Below are 16,712 nucleotides of genomic sequence, written 5' to 3'. Positions count from 1 at the left end.
CCGCTGGCGCCCGCGAGCCGTCATGCGCCGCCGGTCCGCTCACGCGCCTCCAGGACCGGACGCAGGCCCGTGATCAGCTTCAACGTGGCCGTGATCGCCAACCCGCACTCGCGGCTGGTGGAATCCCCGCGTACGGACACCCCGAGACCGGTGCGCGTTCCGGCGGCGAACAGGAGCACTGTCCGTTCCTTGAGGTCGCTGACCACGTGCCGCAATGTCAGAGGGCTCGTTTGCTGCCGATCGTCCGGTATCCCGCACAGCCCTCCCAAGTCGCCTTGGAGCGCTTTGATCCCGCTCAGGGCCGCGGCCGCACGTTCGGCGTCGGCGCGTTCCAACCCCTCGGAGGCAGCCAACACCAGCCCGTCGGAGCTGATGAGCAGCGCATGGACAACTCCCGGTGTCCCGGAGACCAACTGGTTGAGGGACCAGGTCATGTCCGTGGTGTCGGCGGTGTGCTGGTCAGAGGTCATCACTGGTGTCCTTCAGGTTCGGTGTGTCATCGGTGCCGTATCCGTCGCGGAGCGCCTGGCGCATCCGCGTGAATGCGGCGTCGAGTACGGCCGGGTCAGTGGTGTCGGTCGCGGCCTCCTGGCTCGGCAGCGCGGATTGCACGCCTGAAGGACCTTTGGGCCGCCGCTTCGGCAGTCCTGTGGCGGTCGACAAGGCAGGCGATTCCGGCGCCGGTTCCCGGCCGAGCTCCCACGCCTGGGCCGCTCGTGAGGAGATGACGCCGACCATGTCCTCGGGCGGCAGCGCCTCGCCCAGCAGACTGGTCGGCACCAACAGGACCGCCTTCACCCCGCCGGCCGAGGACGGGGCGCCGACGTCGGCGCGCAGGTGGTAGTCATGCGTCAGACGGCCGATCACGGCGAACCCCAACCGGCGCTCGTCCGCCAGCTCCGCCACGTCCATGACGGCTCGGTGTGACAGAAGCCGCTCAGCCTCGGCCCGCTGAGAGGCATTCATGCCCAGGCCGGTGTCTTCGACCACGATGCGATAGCCGACCTGCACCTGCTGGACGTACACCTCCACGTTGTCGCTGGAGTACGCCGTGGCGTTCGCCAACAACTCGGCCAAGGCCACCGTGATCGGCTCCACGACCCGGCCTTGGACCTGCCGTTCGCCGACATCCGAAACGTAGGTGTAGTGCACTCGCTCGTACGGACCGATACGTCCCCGCGCGCTCTCGACGATCTCCCGGAAACTCGCGTTCGCACGCTGAAGGCCGGGCCAGGATCCGGCGAGGATCCGTAGCCGCTGCAGCTGGTGCAACGCCATCGTCGCGTAGTGGTCGATGTCCGACAGACCCTGGTGGTACGCGCTCGCCGCCGGGAACCGGTCCAGCTCCTCGTCGATCTTCATCTGCAGCCGTGTCAGGAACGCCTGGGCGTCATCCGCGGCACCGCGTACCCCGGCCCTGGCAGCACGAGCGATCGCGATCCTGTTGACAGCCAGTCCCTCGCGCAGCACGGCCTCGACCGAAGCATGCGCCTCTTCCACCGGGGTGCCCTGGAACATCGGATGCCGCAAGCCCGGCGCTGTCACGTTCGCGTAGCCGCGCACCTCGGCATCCACCAGCGCGGGCAGCCTCCGCTGCGCGAGGTGGCACGTCTCCTCCAGCAGGTGCTCGTACCAGCGCCAGTTCGCGTCGACCTGGCCGCGCAGCGTTCCCATCTGCTCCAGCGCCGCCCGCTCGGATTCCTCGAAGTGCCGTGCGGCGACTTGCTCCGTCTGCACCGCCTCGGCTTTGGCGGCTGCCAGCGCGCGCGCCACTGCCTGTCGTCTCCGGACCTGGGCGATCAATGCTCCGGAGGCAGCGGCGAATCCACCGCCCAGCAAGGTCTCTGCGACGACGTACGGCGTGATCATGGACATCCTTGGCTGACAGGTTTGGGGTACGGGACTAGGAGACTTGGGGTGCAATTTGTGAGGGTTTGGTCGTAGCGAGTCTCGGCACAGCCGACTCCGGCAGGTCCGAGAAGTGCTGGCCAGCGGCCCAGGGCAGTTGATGCGCGGGGCCCCGGAGCAGCGCTGACAGGGCGCTCAGCTACAGATGGACGTTGCCGATGGCCTGAGCGATGTTGTTGATGCCCTGCGAGATGGCCGGGGCCGCCTTGGACGACGCTGCCAGGAAGCCGAGCAGGGCACAGGCCACGGCCGGAAGCGGCTTGACCGTCTTCTGCCGGAGCATGAGGCCGACGACGAGCAGCATGACCAACAGGAGCGAGACACTGAGAGCCACTGGGTCAGTCCCCTTCCGCGGCGTTGGTCTCAGGTATCGCGTCGCCGTCCCCCGGAACGGCCGGGTGCGGATGCCGAGCGTGCTCCAAGGCGATCCGTAGCGTGTTCACCGACGTCAGAGCACTCTTGGGCGATCGGGGGAAGTGCAGCCAGTGGAGGCCAGGCGGCTCGGTACGAGTCGCGGGCGGGACCACGACATGGGAACGCCGTCCGAGGGGCACCGAGCCACCGTCGACCCATTTGGTGACGGTGCCAGGCGGCACGAGGAAGTACATCCGCGGCTCGATTCCGCCGTCGTCGAGGATGACGGGACCAACGGGCGCGCCTGTCGACCGCAGGAAGTCGAGCGCCCGTCGTCCTTCGGCCTCGTTGACCCGGACCGCGTCCCACCACAGCCCGGCCTCGCAGAGGTCTGGCTGTGTCCCGATGGGCACCCAGGGGGGTGGGTTGGAGATCGGCTCCGATGAAGTCCGGGGATACATGGGAATGGCCTCCTCACAACTGACTGTGAGAAGACCATTCCACTCTGCAAGCAACGTGCGCGCACAGACTGTCCGGAGGTGATTTAAGCCAACTGCTGCGAATGATGGCGGAGTTGTGCTAAATGCCAGCCCAAGCGGCGAACGATGTAAGGTCGTTCGACGGATGCATTTCAGCGCGGACCAGGGCTGACGCGGTCTCCCGCGCCGACGGGTGGAACCTCGTGTGGTTGGGCGCCAGCCGACGGGCGCTCTGAAGTTCCGCGAAGGCGCCCGCCCTGTCGGCTTCCGCGAGCTTCGCGGAAGCGACATCGATGTGATGGTGGCTGGAACGCTCCCCTACTGTCGCGGTCGGCGGTGCCCACTCCGCGCCGCCCGTGCCCCACTCCGCGAGGCGAGCGAGAGCCTGCTCTGTGTCACCGGTGTCGATCATGGCGTGGATCTCGTGGATCTTGATGTTCGTCGGTCCGAAGGACAGGTCGTACGCCGCGGAGTCCTGGTTGCCGAGGGAACCGGCGATGCTCCGCGCCTCGTCCAGGTAGGCACGGGCCCGATCAGGACGGTTGTCCCGCGATTCGACCACCGCGAGCTTCAGGACGATAGCGCCGTCGACAGCGGAGGCGTCCGCGGAGAACGCCCGCTCCGGCTGCAGCCTTTCGAGTTCGCCGCGCAGCGCTAGGAGCTTGCGCCGCGCGGACCCCAGAGCAGCCTGACGAATCATCGCTCCAGCCTTGAGGTAGGCCGCGAGGATCTGCATCAGGGGCTCACCGGACCTGTCCGCAGCCCAGTGGATTCTGTCCAGGGCGGTGTGCGAGAGATCATGATGGCCCAGCTTGTGAGCCAAGGAGTTCGCTGCACGGTACGCCCGCGCCAGGTGCCAGTACGCCTTCTGCTGGTCGCTCCCGTCCGCCGTGAGCGCGACATGTGTGAGCTCGGCGATCACCGCCGGAAGCAGCGGCCCCATGGGCGCGTACCGCGCGTCCCGGCGCAGCGCCGCGACCTGGTCGACCTCCGACGCCAGGACCGCAAGCGAACGCGGGGCCACGTCGAGTTCGTCCGGGGAGTCGTAGCACAGCAGGACCCTGCGCAGCTCAGGTATGACCGCGTGGACCTTGTCCTCCGTCTCCGGCTCTCCGTAGTACGGCTGTCCGGTGAGGACCTCGGGCCCGAAGCGGAGCGCCTTGGCCAGCGCGAGCGTCAACGATGGACTGGCCCGCCGAGCCCCGGACTCTAGCTTCTGTAGATAGCTCGGCGAGATCGCCACTCGCTCTGCGAGCTGCGCGGTGGACAGTTGCCTCGTCCGGCGGGCCGTCCGGAGCCGTTCCCCAAGCGTCAGGTCGTCGCTCATGAATGGATCTTTCCCTTCGCACGGCGGAAGCACTCCCCACCCCAGCGTAAGGTGCAGGTCCCGTCGGACAAGCCCCGATCGTGAACTGTTCACACAGGCCGACAGGTCCCGTAACCGGGGGAGACCGCGAGTGGGCGCGCCGGCGAACGGTCTAGGAGCTGAGCCGCTCAGCCGCCGCACGGAGTCGGGCAAGGGCCGTCTCCCTGCGGAGGACCTCCAGCGATTCGAACGGGGGGCAGGCTGACGGTCCCATGGTCCCGGCAAGCCAGTTAGTGCCTGCCCGGGCCACGCCCTCACTCAAGGATGTCCAGCGTCGGCAGTCCATCCACGATCTTCATCGTCTCTAGGCTGACCGTCACGATCCGCTTGGGGCGGTGGACGATGTAGCTGGTCCTGCCATCACAGTTCACTTCACCTTGAGGGGTCCGGAGAGAGCGTTCCGCCGCCCGACGACCGAGACCACCGCTGTGTCAGGGGCCGCTTCGCCTGTCGTGCTGAACCGTCTAACCTGCGGAGCATGATTCGTGCGGTGGTGTTCGACGTGGGTGAGTGTCTTGTTGACGAGACCCGGGAGTACGGGACGTGGGCGGACTGGCTGGGGGTGCCACGGCACACCTTCGCGGCGATGTTCGGAGCGGTCATCGCGCAGGGGCGCGACTATCGTGAGACGTTCCAGGAGTTTCGGCCCGGGTTCGACCTGGCTGAGGAGCGGGAGAAGCGCGCGGCTGCTGGAAAGCCAGAGTGGTTCGGCGAGGATGACCTCTACCCGGACGTCCGGCCCACCCTGTCTGCCCTTCGTGAAACAGGGCTGTGGGTTGGCATCGCCGGGAACCAGACAGTGCGGGCCGGCGGTCTGCTGCGTGGGCTGGACCTTCATTCCGACATGATCGCCACCAGTGACGACTGGGGGGCGTCAAAGCCGGACGTGAGCTTCTTCGAGCACGTCATCGAGGCAACGCCTGCTGAGCCCGGCGAGATCCTTTACGTCGGTGACCGCCTCGACAACGACATCCGTCCTGCCGTGCAGGCAGGGCTCTTGACCGCCCTCATCCGGCGCGGCCCCTGGGGCACCATCCAGCAACGCGATCCGGACGCGGACGCCATCACGACCATGCGCATCGATTCGCTGGCGGAACTGCCGGAGAAGATCGCCAAGTTCAACGCTGGAGAGCGCTGACCGTCGTGCCCCAGTCGTAGAGACGGTCATCGAGGTGCCGGACGCACTGCTCGTTCTGCCAGGGAGCGAGCGTGCGCCGGACCTCCCGGACGCGATCCATCCCGGTGGCATACCAGGTGACGGCCAACTGATCGAGGGCCATGATGGCGTAGCAGCATGCCTCCTCCGGTTTACTGTCCGCGGCTTCGACCGCAGCGAGGTCGCCAAGGACGACAGTGCGCTGTTTGTCCGACTCGGGTGGCAGACCGTCGAGTACGTCGAGGAGGGTCTGGCGAGCCTGCGGCAAGTGGCCGGCCTTCAACTGCGTGTTGCCTTTGAACGCGGACAGGCGGACGGGGCTGAACCAGTCCACCCAGTCGGGCGTGGCATGTTCGGAGCCCTCGGCGAGCGTGTCCTCGGCGCGACTGATCAAGCGCAGGGCCGCGTGAGGATCTCCGCAGCGGGTCTCGCATTCCGCCTCTACAGCATCCAGCCATGCCCAGAACTCGGCCGATGCGTACCCGCGGCGGGCATAGGTACGGGCGGCCAGCATGCGCTCGGCTGCGGCTTCCCGGTCGTGCGCCCAGCCCGGGATGAAGGCCATGTGCGCGAGGATGGCCGCTCCGAGCAGCGGGTCGTCCGCTTCGCCTGCAGCCTGCAGGGCCCGCAGGAGGGTCTCTGAAGCCTGTCCTGGCTGTTGCAGGTCGAAGAACTCGATACGGCCGGCCAGCAGGTAGGACTCGGCCAGTGCGGCCGCGACAGTCTGACGAGGTGGGTTGGCCGTCTCTGGGAGGAGGGCGCACCCCAGACGGGCATGCTCCAGAATCGCCGGATGCAGCACGGTAGGGGCAACGGACCAGTACAGGTGCCGATGCGCACGGGTGACAGCCTCGAAATCCCTGCCGACACTGGCTGGTTGCGTTGTGGCTGCGCCTTGAGCCGGGACGGAAGCCAACCTTGCTCCGCCCAGCGGGGAGCGGGGGATCGCGCCGGTCGCGGTGCTGGGCGGTGTCCGTGCGCTTCCCCACGGAGGTGTGAATCCGAGGTCCTCCATGGCCTGCCCCAAGAGGTGGGTCAGGACCCGGTGCACATCGGGCTGCGGCCAGGGCGGGGACGCGGATTCCCAGCGCCGGATCTGCCGGACGCCGACAGTCAGCCCCCTGATGCCGAGGCTTGGCGCCACCTTGGTAATGGCGTCAGCCAAGGCTTGCTGGGAGTTGTATCCAGCAGCCAGACGAGCGGCCTTGAGCTTGATGTTGCCTGCGGGACGCGCCATGGATCTCCTCCGGGACGAGCTCTCGTCGGAGAGCGATATGCGATGTCCTCATCGTGGCGCAAACAGAACCACCTGAGAGCAACAAGGTCCCGACTAAGTCCTCTTGATGACCTGTCAGAGTCCTCGAATAGGACTTCACGAGTCAGCATGATGTCCCACGACGCTGCGAAGCTGCGTTTCACCCCGCTGCTGTGCTCCGCAGAGCGGCGGGGCTGAAGACCGGGGGCTACACAGCCCGTGCTCGGTTGTCGCAGTGATGCCGCGCCGCCCAGCCCGCGCCCCCCGAGCGGGGCGGCACCCGTGGGTCTCCGGGGGTTGTTCGAGTACATCCAGCGCACGAGGAAGGATCAGCCATGCCTCAAGCCAGGCGAGAGAAGAAGGACCACCTGATCTACGCGGATGTCGTGGACTCCAAGTCCAAGGCGGGCGTGTGGATGGGTGAGCGCGCCTCCTTCCAGGAGAAGCAGGGCCGCATCATCGAGGCCCTCAAGGAGCGCACCGACTGGGTCGAGCTGAAGGACGCGCTCATGGTCATAGGTACCGACCCGGCAGGCATCACGGTTATCGCGCCGAACCCGACGCTGCCGGGTGTGATCGTCCTGGCCGACGGCGGCTCGCCGGCCACCTCAGCGAAGCTCCAGGCCGCAGCCGAGGAGAAGGTCCGCGAGGTAATGGGCGAACTCGGGATCGCCACAGAGGAAACGGCGGCCTGACCACCATGGCCGTCCCCCGGATGCTGTGGGGGAAGTACTTCCAGTACGAGCGGGACGGGGAAGCGGTTCTCCTCGATCCGGTCGCGCTGGACAGTGTGTTCATCGACCCCGGCGAGGTCAAAGACCTCGCCGGGGTCCCCCCAACCGCGACTCATGAAGCCCTTGCAGGGCTCGGCTTCACCCCCGGCGGCCCCGTGGCCGACCGGCGTGAAGCACTCCGTGATCGTCTTCGCTTCCTCGGCCTGGACGCCAGCCCCTCTCGTATCAGCGGTCTCCGTGTGGTCCTCACCGACCGCTGCAACATGGCCTGCACCTACTGCTTCGTCGATACCAACACCGGCAAGCCAGACATATCGAAGGAAGAGCTCTCGGAAGGGCTGGAGTTCCTGTTCGAACAGAACGCCGGGCAGGAAGAGGTCTCCATCCAGTGGTTCGGCGGCGAGCCGACCATCCGATTCGACCTCATGCAGTACGGCGACCAGCTCGCCGACTCCCTCGCGGACCGCTATGACGTGACGAGGGTGCGTCGCACGGTCGTCACCAACGGTGCCCGCTTGACCGACGATGCCCTCGACCACTTCGTAGCGTACGAGTACGGAGTCGGCATCTCCATTGATGGCCCCCCGGGGATCAACTCCGCGCACCGCCTTCTGCTCGGTGGCCGGCCCGCGGACGACCGGATTCGCCGCAACGTCGCCCGGTTCGTTGAGGCCGGTGGGCTGCACGTGGGCTGCAACCTTACCCCGACGGCCGCGAACATCGGACGCCTCGCCGAGACCGTCCGGTGGATCATCGATGACCTCGGGCTGAAGTTCATCTACGTCAACACGCCCATCCCTACTGCGGGTCGCTGGCAGGTCGACGGCGCCGACCTGGCGCGCGAGTTGTATGAGGCGCGGCTGACCGCCCTGGCACGGGGCGGAATGCTGTTCTCCGTCCTGGACCGCGCCTTCCAGGCCCTGGACACGCGTCGGCCGATGCTGTTCGACCACATGCAAGGCGACCGCAGCCTGAACGCCGCCCTGCTGCCTGGCAACCGGGTCAGCCTGTGCGACATCAACTTCACCGAGGCGTCGTTCCTGCGCACGCTGGACGAGGTGCGAGCCGATCCGGACAGCCTGACCGGCGTGGCGAAGAGGGTCGCTCCCATCCCCGAGTGCGGGAACTGCCCTGCGCTCGCCATCTGTGGCGGCCCGTCCCGCAACGAGCAGACCCTCGTCGGCGGAAGTACCCCGGACCCCGAGATGTGCGCGTTCTACACGAGCACCGTGGAGATCGCCGTGTGGGATAACACGGGGGTGCAATGAACGCCCACGTTCACACGGCGCTGATCTCCACGGCGGGGCACTGCAAGGTGGCCTGCGGGTTCTGTTTCCGTGCCGATCGCGCTCGCGGCTTCCTCGACACCGCGACCTACGCCCGCACCTTGTCGCGGCTGAAGGAGATGGGCGTGGACGGGGTATGCCTGACCGGCGGCGAACCGACCCACCACCCGCAGCTCAGGCAGCTCGTACGGCTGGCCCGCCAGTTCGGCATGTCGGTGTCGATGGTGACCTCCGCTCGGGCCGTGGCGGAGGTCGTCACCCTCTCCACGGTGGCGCATCTGCTGGCCAACGTGACCGTCTCCGCCGACTCACAAGGCGCGATGCTGCTGGGACGCACCACCCGCACGGCGGCTTCGGGCATCGACACGCTTCGCGCAATCAGCACCGAGACGAAGATCCTGCACGTCACCTGCTGGGGCCTGAGCGACAGCGAGTGCCGGGAGCTGGCCGGCCTCGTCTCTGACGCAGGAGTGGAGGTCCAGTTCAGCCCGGTGGTCCTCGACGAGCGTGCCCTGCGCCGCGAAGGCAAGTCGGTGCAGGACTATCTGGTCCAGCAACATCTCGACGCCGATCTGCTGGGCCGCTACTTCAATCTGTCCGACCGGTACCGGGAGTACCTAGGCGAGCTGCGGGATCTCCAGCTGTCCGCCACAGGGGGCGAGCGCTGGTCGTGCCGCTCCACGACTGCTTACGTGTCCGCCGACGGCCACATGCGGCGCTGTCCCTACGGCCAGGCGTCCGTCAGCGCCCACGCGCCCCGGGCCGAGATCAGACAGTTCCTGACGCCTCCGCCGCAGGACCGGGTGACCCCGGACTGCGCTGCCATCTGCCGCCCCTCCGCCGCGTCCGACGAACACAGTGCGTCGTGTGCCACGCAGGCGTGAGGGTGGGCTGCCCGCACACGACTCCATGGACCGCTCTATGACGATCACGACTCCTGGCGACTTCACCCGCCGGTGGCGGCAGCCGCCGAACTTTCCGTTGGATGTTCGCTTCGACTACACGTTCTTGCCCGCCATCGACGTCCTGGAGCACATCCGCAAGGACGAGGAGGTCCGGTTCACGATCCTTGGGGACGACGACTGGCAGGTGCGCATGGACCGTACCGCTACCTTCCGCACCGCCCCGCTCGAAGAGGTCGTCACGTGGCCGTTCCGGCTGGTCCACTTCAACCTCAGTCGCTTCTACGACGACCTCCTGAGCGGCTTCCAGGCGGAGGTCATGATCCCCTGGCGCACCCACCTGTCCGTCCGGGGCTTCACCTGGCAGCGCCTGGCACCCATCCTGTTCCTGTCCACCGAAGGTGCGTCCTCGACGTACCACAATGACAACTCGCACGGACTGGTCTGGCAGGTCCACGGCACCAAGACGTTCCACAGCTACCTCGCCCCCGACAAGCATCTGTCAGCCGATGCGGCGGTCATCGGCGAGACGACCGGCGAGGAACCGCCCGCGCACGACGTGGCCGATCGCCACTCCGTCACCATGCGGGCCGGGGACCAGCTGTGGAGCCACGCTCTGACACCCCACTGGGTCACCACCGAGTCGGCGCTCGCCATGAGCGTCACCCTCTCCCACGGTGGTCTGTGCCACCAGGGCCTCTTCTCTGAGCGTGAACTGGCGCTGCGGACGTACTGGGACAAGAACCCCAGCGAGTCATGGATGCATGACCTGCGCAACGTCCGCTACTGATGTCGCGGCCCACGACACGAGGCGCTCGCCCGTGTCGTGGGCCGCAACCGCGACCGGCTACGGTGTGAGCCGGTTCGGCCCGCGGAAGAGGAAGGTGGCCTCACGGATGGAGTCCAGGCCGAGCATCACCATCAGCACCCGCCCGAGGCCCATGCCGAGGCCCCCGTGCGGCGGGCACCCGTACCGGAACGCGCTCAGATAGTCCTGCATCGGCTCGGTGCTCATGCCCTTCTCGGCGGCCTGCTTCAGCAGCATGTCGTAGCGGTGCTCACGCTGTGCGCCGGTGGTGACCTCCAGTCCCTTCCACAGCAGGTCGAAGCTCAAGGTCACGCTCGCGTCATCGGCCGGCCGCATGTGATAGAAGGGCCGGATACCGACTGGGTAGTGCGTGATGAACACGAAATCGTGCCCGGTGGTCTCCTTGATGTGGGTCGAGATGCTGCGTTCGCCCTCCGGGTCCAGGTCTTCCTTGACCCCTGCCGGGTCCCATCCGCCCTTGCGAAGAACCTCGTGCGCTTCGGCCATGGTGATCCGCGGAAAGGGCGTCGTGGGCACGGCGACCTCGACACCGAAATGCTCAGCGATCGCCTCACCATGTGCGTCGGCGACCTTGGCGATCGCGTGGGCGAGCATCTGCTCCTCGAACGCCATGACGTCCTCGACCCCGTCGATCCAGGCCAGCTCGACGTCGACGCCTGTGAACTCGGTGGAGTGGCGGGAGGTGAACGATGGCTCGGCGCGGAAGACCGGCCCGATCTCGAAGACCTTGTCGACGCCGGCCGCGATCGCCATCTGCTTGAAGAACTGCGGCGACTGCGCCAGATAGGCGTTGCGGCCGAAATAGCCGAGCTTGAAGACCTCCGCGCCGGACTCTGAGGCGGTGCCCATGAGCTTGGGAGTGTGCATCTCGGTGGCGCCCTGCGCGTAGGCGTACTCGCGCATGCCCTGTTCCAGCGTGGTCTGCACGGCAAACATCAGTTGAGCGGCGGGACGGCGGCGCACGTCCAGGAAGCGCCAGTCCATGCGCTGCTCCAGGCCGGTGTGCTCGTCGATCGGCAGCGGCGTGGCGGCCGGGTTCAGGACCTCCACCGCTTCGGGGACGATCTCCAGGCCGCCGATCTTGACCTGGGCCGCGTCGACGACGCGGCCGGTGATCCTTACAGCGGACTCGGATGTGAGGGCTTCGAGCTGGGCCTCCAGTGGCCCGTCGTCGCGCTTGTGGGTCACCTGCACCATGCCGGTGTGGTCGCGCACGATGACGAACTGCATCTTGCGCTGCAGGCGGAGGGTGTTCACCCATCCGCAGACGGAAACGGTACGGCCGACGTGTTCTCGCAGGTCGGAGACGTGTACGCGGCTGTGGATCATTCGGGTCCTCCGAAGGACTTCGTCATGATCCCTTGGGAGTGCGGGCGAGAAGGGCAACTCGCGGTGCCACCGCACTTTCGCCGCCACAGAGTGGCGGCCTCATTCAGGCCCGGTGACGGGGGCCGACCGGCGGGGCATTGGACCACCAGGCGGGGTCGTTCCTCCCCGCGCTCAGGAGGGTCTTCACCTCGGGACGCGAGACCACCTTCCCAGCTTCCGGCGGTTCTCTCTGCTCGCGTGATCCCTGGCTACTCGTCTCCTTCAACGCGTTGCCCAGCAGGATACGGAGAGTGTGGCAGCGGTGGCAATCAAGAAACTCACCTGGCTGGGAGAACCTGTCGTGAGCGCGGCCATGCGACGGACCGTTGGTTGCCGACGCCGAGGAACTCACCCCACGACTCGACTGGATCATGAAGCCCCTGTATCTACCCGGAAGAGCGGCGTGCCCGGACCCGCTGGTCGGCGCGGACGCCCGGCTCCGCGCCCTCACCGGGCGTCTCATCGACGACCTGAACCGGAATGGGACCAGTGCGCAGCCGAAAGGGGGGACCGTAAGGGATCGGGTCAGGAGGGGACGCTCATCCTTGCCAACTTCGATCCCTACCGACCCCGCCAGAGGAGAGACCTCCTCATGCATGCCTGCGGTCTCTCACGGCGACGGCCTACAGCCTGTGGCAGCCGCGGCTGGTTGTCCTTCAACGACGCGGTATGGATGCCCCTCGTCTCGGAGCAGCGAGCTGGTCGAGCAATGTTGGCGCCAGGCCAGCCATTCGCCGACGGCAGACAAGAAAGAGAGCCAAAAGACTGGATCGCTGTGCCATGACTATGTCAATGTACAACATACCGCAAAACACCAGGTCAGAGGTAACCCACTCTTGGCGGTGATTAGATTTCCGGAATCACTCGGCGGGATGGGCATTGCGCAGGTCGCTCCTCTGTCCTGGAACATACATGGGAGGCTCGTCTGTCAGGATTCGCTATCCGCTCTGTCCGCTTCGCTTCACAGATGCGCTTTGCTCTAGGTGGACTGAACGCTCGGGCGGGCCAAATGGCTGGTTACTTCCTAGCGGTATCCACCGGACGCTGCTTCTGCGTCTGCGAGGCTACCGCGGCAATCGTGCCGTCCTCGCACACGTGGTACGGCATCCGGGCACCACGACGAGGTAGTTGGCCAAGGCCCTCGGGGTTCCTGAGTGCCGCGTCACGGCAAATCTCGACTGGTTCACGGACGACGGTCTGCTAACTGTCGCCTCGGACGGCGGTCCCGGAGCCCCGCGCTCGTACATACTCCCACCCGCCGACGTCGAGGCCGAGCAGACACGGTGCGCGTTACAGGGCGGGCAACATAGCCGACGATCGCCGGTTGGCCAAACCGGCGCTTCTCCGGACCATTTGAATGACCAGGGGACGCCGACGTGTCCCGGTGTCTCATGTGAGGAGTCAAGTAGCTTGTCACAGGCTGCAATAGACGAATCTTCTCTACTCTCTGTGGACCACGTCCGCGCCCTTCTCACGTGGATCCAGGAGGGATCTCCGGGGTCGGTTTTCCCCTGCCTCGGCTTTATGGCGGGCACCGCACTATCGCCGGGTGAAGTGGCCACGGTTCGGGTACAGGACGTGACGCCCCTGGACGAGGAGTTCGGAGAGGTGCTGGTCCGTGTCGGTGAGGCCCGGAGGATTCCTGTCTCTCCGGCCCTCGTGGGTGTACTGAGGCGGTGGATCGACGGGGCGGACTTGATGGCTGGAGATCTGTTGTTCCCGGGCGAGCGGGGTATGTCGTTGGCGTCCCCCGAGTACCTGGGGGGACGGAGACCGGCTCGCCAGGCGGTGTTGAGCCCGGACGAGGTGCAAGCGGGCTTGGGGGAGCAGGTCTCCAGCCTGCGTGACTCCTGTATGGACCGCTGGCTCGAGTCGAGCGTTCCGGCGTGGGTGGGCGCCGAGTGGGCTGGTGTCAGCGCGAGTTGGATTGCGCTGCGTTACCCGCATCGCTTCAGGCCGGAAGACGTCGAGATCGACTGGGACCATCTGGAAGAGATCATGGCCCTTCCGGACGTACCCGAGCGGTAGCTTCCGTCCGGCGCTCCGACTCACGATCCGAGCGCGGGACCACCGCCGCATACATCCCGCACGTCGGCGATCCAAGCTTCACGCGGCCGTCTCACGCGCCCCAGCCCCTCAGCGATCTGTTCTCCCTGCCTAACAGGGCTGGTTTACCTGCGCGGTGGACCGCCAACAGCCCGGTTGCATCAATTCGCCCCTTGGCCTTTCCACCGCTGTTCCGAGGACTCGCGCATGCCTGCCCGTTTGCTGTCCATCCCCGCTGTCGCCGCCGCCTTGGACGTCGACCGCCGCACCGTCTACCGCTTCATCGCCGCCGGAGACCTCCCCGTCGTCGATCTACGCACCGGAACGGAACGCTCCCGCGTCCGTGTACCCGCTGCCGGGCTCGAGGAGTTCATCACCAGCAGGCTGGTTGCTTCCCCTCGCGCCCGCCGGTGATCTCTCGCCGTTCGTCCGACCATAACCATTCCCGAACCAAGGAGTAGTACCACGTACCTGCGCAAATTGAAGTCCGGCAAGTGGCAGGCGACCGTGCGCAACCGGGTCGGAGACCGGTTCAGCGAGTCCTTCCCCCTCAAGGCCCAAGCGCGGGCCTGGGGCATCGAGCTGGAGACCCAGTTCGCCCGCGGAGTCATGCGCGACCCGCGGGTCGGCGAAATCGCGTTTCAGGAGTGGCATGACCGATGGTGGAACGCCCGCATCGTAGAACCCCATACCCTGCGGGGCGATGCGTCCAGCATCAAGAACCACGTCATGCCCAACTGGTCGGACTGGGAAATGCGGGCCATTACCCGCATGGACGTCCAGAGCTGGATCCGCTCCCTGGTCGAGAAGGGTGCAGGCCCTGCCGCGATCAAGCGGGCCTACAACCTGATGTCGTCCATCATGCGTGCGGCTGTCGACGACGATGTGATCGCAGTGAGCCCGTGCCGCAGCATCGATCTGCCGCCCATAGCGGTCAAACCGCCGCAGTGGTTCATACCCGACCAGGCGCAAAGCATCATCGACGGACTCGCCCCCTCCTGGCGGACGATGTGCCTGGTCGGCTTCTACACCGGACTGCGCTGGGGAGAGCTCTCCGGTCTGCACCGCCACCGCATCGACACGCGCCGCTCCCGCCTGTTCGTGGTGGAGGTCAATACCAAGAGCGGCATCAAGGAGTACCCCAAGAGTTCCAAGAGCCGACGCGAAGTCCCGCTACCGCCCCACGTCCTGGAGGCCCTCGAACGTCACATCCACCGGCTCAACCGCGACGCGGTGGTGTTCACCACCATCACCAAGGGCCGCTCCGGGCGCCTCCTCGCCGACAGCAACTGGCGCCGCCAGACCTGGTGGCCCGCCGTCGAGGCCGCCTACCACTTCGGCGACGACGGAGAATTGCAGCCCGTCCCGCACTACCCACCGCACTCCATGCGGCACACCTGCGCCTCGTGGCTCGTGCAAAAGGGGGTCTCACTCTACGAGGTCCAGCACCTCCTCGGTCACGAGAGTTTCCAGACCACCCAGCGCTACGCACACCTGCAGCCGGACGCGCACAAGGCCGTACTCGGAGCCTGGGAGCGCATGGAAGTTCCGCTCACCATCGCTGCATAGACGTTCCTTCGTCCCGTCCTCCGCGGACGGGGCGAAGCCGTTTGTGCACGGAGTGAACGGGGTGACGGGACCTCGTCGGCCGGCTGGTCCTGGGGCAGCGTCCAACGGCTGTCGGCGTCGAACGGCCACGGGAAGGCGTAGGCATCCACCTGCGCGAGTTCGCGAAGTATCTCCCGCGACGCCGGAGAGTTCGGCGGAGCGCTCAGCTGGCTCTGCAGCGGGTCGGGTTGTGCCACATACGCCTCGGCCCACTCCAGCCTCTCCGCCTCCTCGGCCTGAACCGGTGTGCCGTCGGCTCGGGTGTGGGCGGCCTGGCAGAAGGCGCGGATCTCGGCGGACCGTTGCCCGGCTCCGACCTGTTCGGTGAGGAACTTCGCACGGTGCCTCTCGATCTGTTGCTCGCGAGCCAGTGGGATGGCTGCGTACCACCGACGGCGCCGCTCGGCTTCGAGAAGTGTCTGCTCCTGGTCCCGACGTTCGGCTTCCGCAGCGAGGCGTTCGGGAGCCTGCATGAGGAGCCCCAGGCGTGATTCCAGGGTCCATCGCGCAACGTCGCCATAGGAGTACGAGTGCTGGTACCGGCTCTTGGTGGGCGCGCCGAGGGCGAGGCAACCGTTGAATACCTCGTCATACTTGGGCAATCGGGTCTGGATTGCGCTCCTTTTGGCGGACCTCCTGCGGAGTCGGCACGTGCGGGACTTTGGTCGTCCGCTCCGTAGGGACGAGCGGAAAGGCGCGGCCCCGGATCACGATCGCCAGCATGTGCACGGCCTCGCCGCGTTGCGGTCGGCCTGCGTCTCCGTCATATAGCCGCGGCTTTCGGCCTCAGTGAGGAGGGCGTCCATGATCCGTAGGGCTCGCTCTGCGAGCGGACGCGACACGTACAGCGGGATGATCTCCGTTCTGCCCGGGTGTCGTGCCCTGTCCGCGACCGAGAGCCTTGCGCGTCGCGCGGACAAGGGGGTGGGGGCGATCCCAGAACCTCCGCTACATCGATGGTCGGCACTGGAGGTGGCTGGGCAGCCTTCTCGGCGTCATCGTCGATCAGGGCGAACACGCAGTCGCCGCGCTGGCGACCGCTCCCCGAAGCTTGTGCCGTTCCGGTACGACCGTGAATTCCCCCGGGGGTGATTGCAGTCGGGCAATCGGCTCGGCTCCGCCGGCCGGGACGAGCGCAGATTGGGCGCCATCGTTCTTGAGGTTGCTTCTCGGCCACTACCTGCCGGGGACGCTTGCCGTGCTTGAGGTCGTACCGGCCGTCCGCAGTCGCCACGGCGACATGACTGCTGCCACGCCATGTCCGCTCTATGAGCCCGCGTTGCTCTAGCACCCAAGCTGTGTGCACCTGGACAGGTGCGATCTGCACGGCATCGGAGGCAGCCGCGATCTCGCGGGGCAGGTCGGCCTGTGGTGCGGACACTGCGTACTTCACTGCTCCTGCTCCACTCGACAGTATGCGG

General features: G+C 66.8%; 16 protein-coding genes. 9 read left to right on the top strand and 7 right to left on the bottom strand.

Going from position 1 to position 16,712, the window contains the following annotated elements; genetic code table 11:
* Positions 1-20 precede the first annotated feature (20 nt).
* The 5 genes from AB0M29_RS10805 to AB0M29_RS10785 all read right to left on the bottom strand — a co-directional run bounded on the left by AB0M29_RS10805 (position 21) and on the right by AB0M29_RS10785 (position 4,068).
* Entirely contained in the window at positions 21-470 is a 450-nt protein-coding gene (locus AB0M29_RS10805) for a roadblock/LC7 domain-containing protein (protein WP_365381832.1), read from the bottom strand.
* A complete protein-coding gene (locus AB0M29_RS10800; RefSeq protein ID WP_365381830.1) occupies positions 460-1,869 on the bottom strand; it encodes a histidine kinase in 1,410 nt (469 codons plus the stop codon). Before AB0M29_RS10800 ends, AB0M29_RS10805 begins: the two co-directional genes overlap by 11 nt.
* 178 nt (positions 1,870-2,047) lie before the next feature.
* Positions 2,048-2,242, bottom strand: a complete 195-nt coding sequence (locus AB0M29_RS10795; protein ID WP_365381828.1) for a hypothetical protein — start codon at positions 2,240-2,242, stop codon at positions 2,048-2,050.
* 4 nt (positions 2,243-2,246) lie between these two features.
* On the bottom strand, positions 2,247-2,675 hold the full coding sequence (locus AB0M29_RS10790) for a hypothetical protein (protein ID WP_365381827.1): 429 nt from the start codon (positions 2,673-2,675) through the stop codon (positions 2,247-2,249).
* A 166-nt stretch (positions 2,676-2,841) separates the two neighbouring features.
* Positions 2,842-4,068 carry a helix-turn-helix transcriptional regulator gene (locus tag AB0M29_RS10785; RefSeq protein ID WP_365381825.1) on the bottom strand — a complete coding sequence of 409 codons (1,227 nt, stop codon included), beginning with the start codon at positions 4,066-4,068 and terminating at the stop codon, positions 2,842-2,844.
* Positions 4,069-4,585: 517 nt separating this feature from the next.
* Here AB0M29_RS10785 and AB0M29_RS10780 point away from each other — a divergent pair.
* Positions 4,586-5,245, top strand: a complete 660-nt coding sequence (locus AB0M29_RS10780) for an HAD family hydrolase (RefSeq protein ID WP_365381823.1) — start codon at positions 4,586-4,588, stop codon at positions 5,243-5,245.
* On the opposite strand, the gene AB0M29_RS10775 is transcribed toward AB0M29_RS10780, so the two are convergent.
* Positions 5,226-6,500 (bottom strand): transcriptional regulator, encoded by a 1,275-nt coding sequence (locus tag AB0M29_RS10775; protein WP_365381821.1) that lies wholly within the window; start codon positions 6,498-6,500, stop codon positions 5,226-5,228. The two genes, AB0M29_RS10780 and AB0M29_RS10775, sit on opposite strands and share 20 nt — an antisense overlap.
* A 353-nt stretch (positions 6,501-6,853) precedes the next feature.
* On the opposite strand from AB0M29_RS10775, the gene AB0M29_RS10770 reads away from it, so the two are divergent.
* The 4 genes from AB0M29_RS10770 to AB0M29_RS10755 are packed head-to-tail and all read left to right on the top strand — an operon-like array spanning position 6,854 to position 10,230.
* Positions 6,854-7,213 carry a hypothetical protein gene (locus AB0M29_RS10770; RefSeq protein ID WP_365381819.1) on the top strand — a complete coding sequence of 120 codons (360 nt, stop codon included), beginning with the start codon at positions 6,854-6,856 and terminating at the stop codon, positions 7,211-7,213.
* A gap of 20 nt (positions 7,214-7,233) precedes the next feature.
* A complete protein-coding gene (locus AB0M29_RS10765) occupies positions 7,234-8,520 on the top strand; it encodes a radical SAM protein (RefSeq protein ID WP_365381817.1) in 1,287 nt (428 codons plus the stop codon).
* Complete coding sequence (locus AB0M29_RS10760) at positions 8,517-9,422, top strand: radical SAM protein (RefSeq protein WP_365381815.1); 906 nt, start codon at positions 8,517-8,519, stop codon at positions 9,420-9,422. The genes AB0M29_RS10765 and AB0M29_RS10760 overlap by 4 nt, the downstream gene beginning before the upstream one ends.
* Positions 9,423-9,459: 37 nt before the next feature.
* Positions 9,460-10,230 carry a hypothetical protein gene (locus tag AB0M29_RS10755; RefSeq protein ID WP_365381814.1) on the top strand — a complete coding sequence of 257 codons (771 nt, stop codon included), beginning with the start codon at positions 9,460-9,462 and terminating at the stop codon, positions 10,228-10,230.
* A 57-nt stretch (positions 10,231-10,287) separates the two neighbouring features.
* On the opposite strand, the gene aspS is transcribed toward AB0M29_RS10755, so the two are convergent.
* Positions 10,288-11,598: an aspartate--tRNA(Asn) ligase gene (gene aspS / locus AB0M29_RS10750; protein WP_365381812.1), complete on the bottom strand. Its 1,311-nt coding sequence runs from the start codon at positions 11,596-11,598 to the stop codon at positions 10,288-10,290.
* Positions 11,599-13,047: 1,449 nt separating this feature from the next.
* Here aspS and AB0M29_RS10745 point away from each other — a divergent pair.
* From AB0M29_RS10745 to AB0M29_RS10730, 4 genes are all read left to right on the top strand, one after another.
* The gene (locus AB0M29_RS10745) at positions 13,048-13,665 is read left to right on the top strand and encodes a hypothetical protein (protein ID WP_365381810.1); all 618 of its coding nucleotides are present in this window, start codon (positions 13,048-13,050) and stop codon (positions 13,663-13,665) included.
* Positions 13,666-13,890: 225 nt separating this feature from the next.
* Positions 13,891-14,097 carry a helix-turn-helix domain-containing protein gene (locus AB0M29_RS10740; protein WP_365381808.1) on the top strand — a complete coding sequence of 69 codons (207 nt, stop codon included), beginning with the start codon at positions 13,891-13,893 and terminating at the stop codon, positions 14,095-14,097.
* A gap of 66 nt (positions 14,098-14,163) precedes the next feature.
* Entirely contained in the window at positions 14,164-15,252 is a 1,089-nt protein-coding gene (locus AB0M29_RS10735) for a site-specific integrase (RefSeq protein ID WP_365381806.1), read from the top strand.
* Between the two features lie 302 nt (positions 15,253-15,554).
* On the top strand, positions 15,555-15,782 hold the full coding sequence (locus tag AB0M29_RS10730; protein ID WP_365381805.1) for a hypothetical protein: 228 nt from the start codon (positions 15,555-15,557) through the stop codon (positions 15,780-15,782).
* The last annotated feature ends 930 nt before the right edge of the window (positions 15,783-16,712 follow it).

This window comes from Streptomyces sp. NPDC051976, from assembly GCF_040680795.1.
Taxonomy (GTDB): Bacteria; Actinomycetota; Actinomycetes; order Streptomycetales; family Streptomycetaceae; genus Actinacidiphila.
The sequence above is the reverse complement of the archived record's forward strand: the minus strand, read 5'-3'. Positions and strand labels throughout refer to the sequence as shown.

Excerpts from the sequence above, each read along its gene's own strand:
- AB0M29_RS10805 (WP_365381832.1), bottom strand. The coding sequence starts at position 470 with ATGACCTCTGACCAGCACACCGCCGACACCACGGACATGACCTGGTCC.
- AB0M29_RS10800 (WP_365381830.1), bottom strand. The coding sequence starts at position 1,869 with ATGATCACGCCGTACGTCGTCGCAGAGACCTTGCTGGGCGGTGGATTC.
- AB0M29_RS10785 (WP_365381825.1), bottom strand. The coding sequence starts at position 4,068 with ATGAGCGACGACCTGACGCTTGGGGAACGGCTCCGGACGGCCCGCCGG.
- AB0M29_RS10780 (WP_365381823.1), top strand. The coding sequence starts at position 4,586 with ATGATTCGTGCGGTGGTGTTCGACGTGGGTGAGTGTCTTGTTGACGAG.
- AB0M29_RS10775 (WP_365381821.1), bottom strand. The coding sequence starts at position 6,500 with ATGGCGCGTCCCGCAGGCAACATCAAGCTCAAGGCCGCTCGTCTGGCT.
- AB0M29_RS10770 (WP_365381819.1), top strand. The coding sequence starts at position 6,854 with ATGCCTCAAGCCAGGCGAGAGAAGAAGGACCACCTGATCTACGCGGAT.
- AB0M29_RS10765 (WP_365381817.1), top strand. The coding sequence starts at position 7,234 with ATGCTGTGGGGGAAGTACTTCCAGTACGAGCGGGACGGGGAAGCGGTT.
- AB0M29_RS10760 (WP_365381815.1), top strand. The coding sequence starts at position 8,517 with ATGAACGCCCACGTTCACACGGCGCTGATCTCCACGGCGGGGCACTGC.
- AB0M29_RS10755 (WP_365381814.1), top strand. The coding sequence starts at position 9,460 with ATGACGATCACGACTCCTGGCGACTTCACCCGCCGGTGGCGGCAGCCG.
- aspS (WP_365381812.1), bottom strand. The coding sequence starts at position 11,598 with ATGATCCACAGCCGCGTACACGTCTCCGACCTGCGAGAACACGTCGGC.
- AB0M29_RS10740 (WP_365381808.1), top strand. The coding sequence starts at position 13,891 with ATGCCTGCCCGTTTGCTGTCCATCCCCGCTGTCGCCGCCGCCTTGGAC.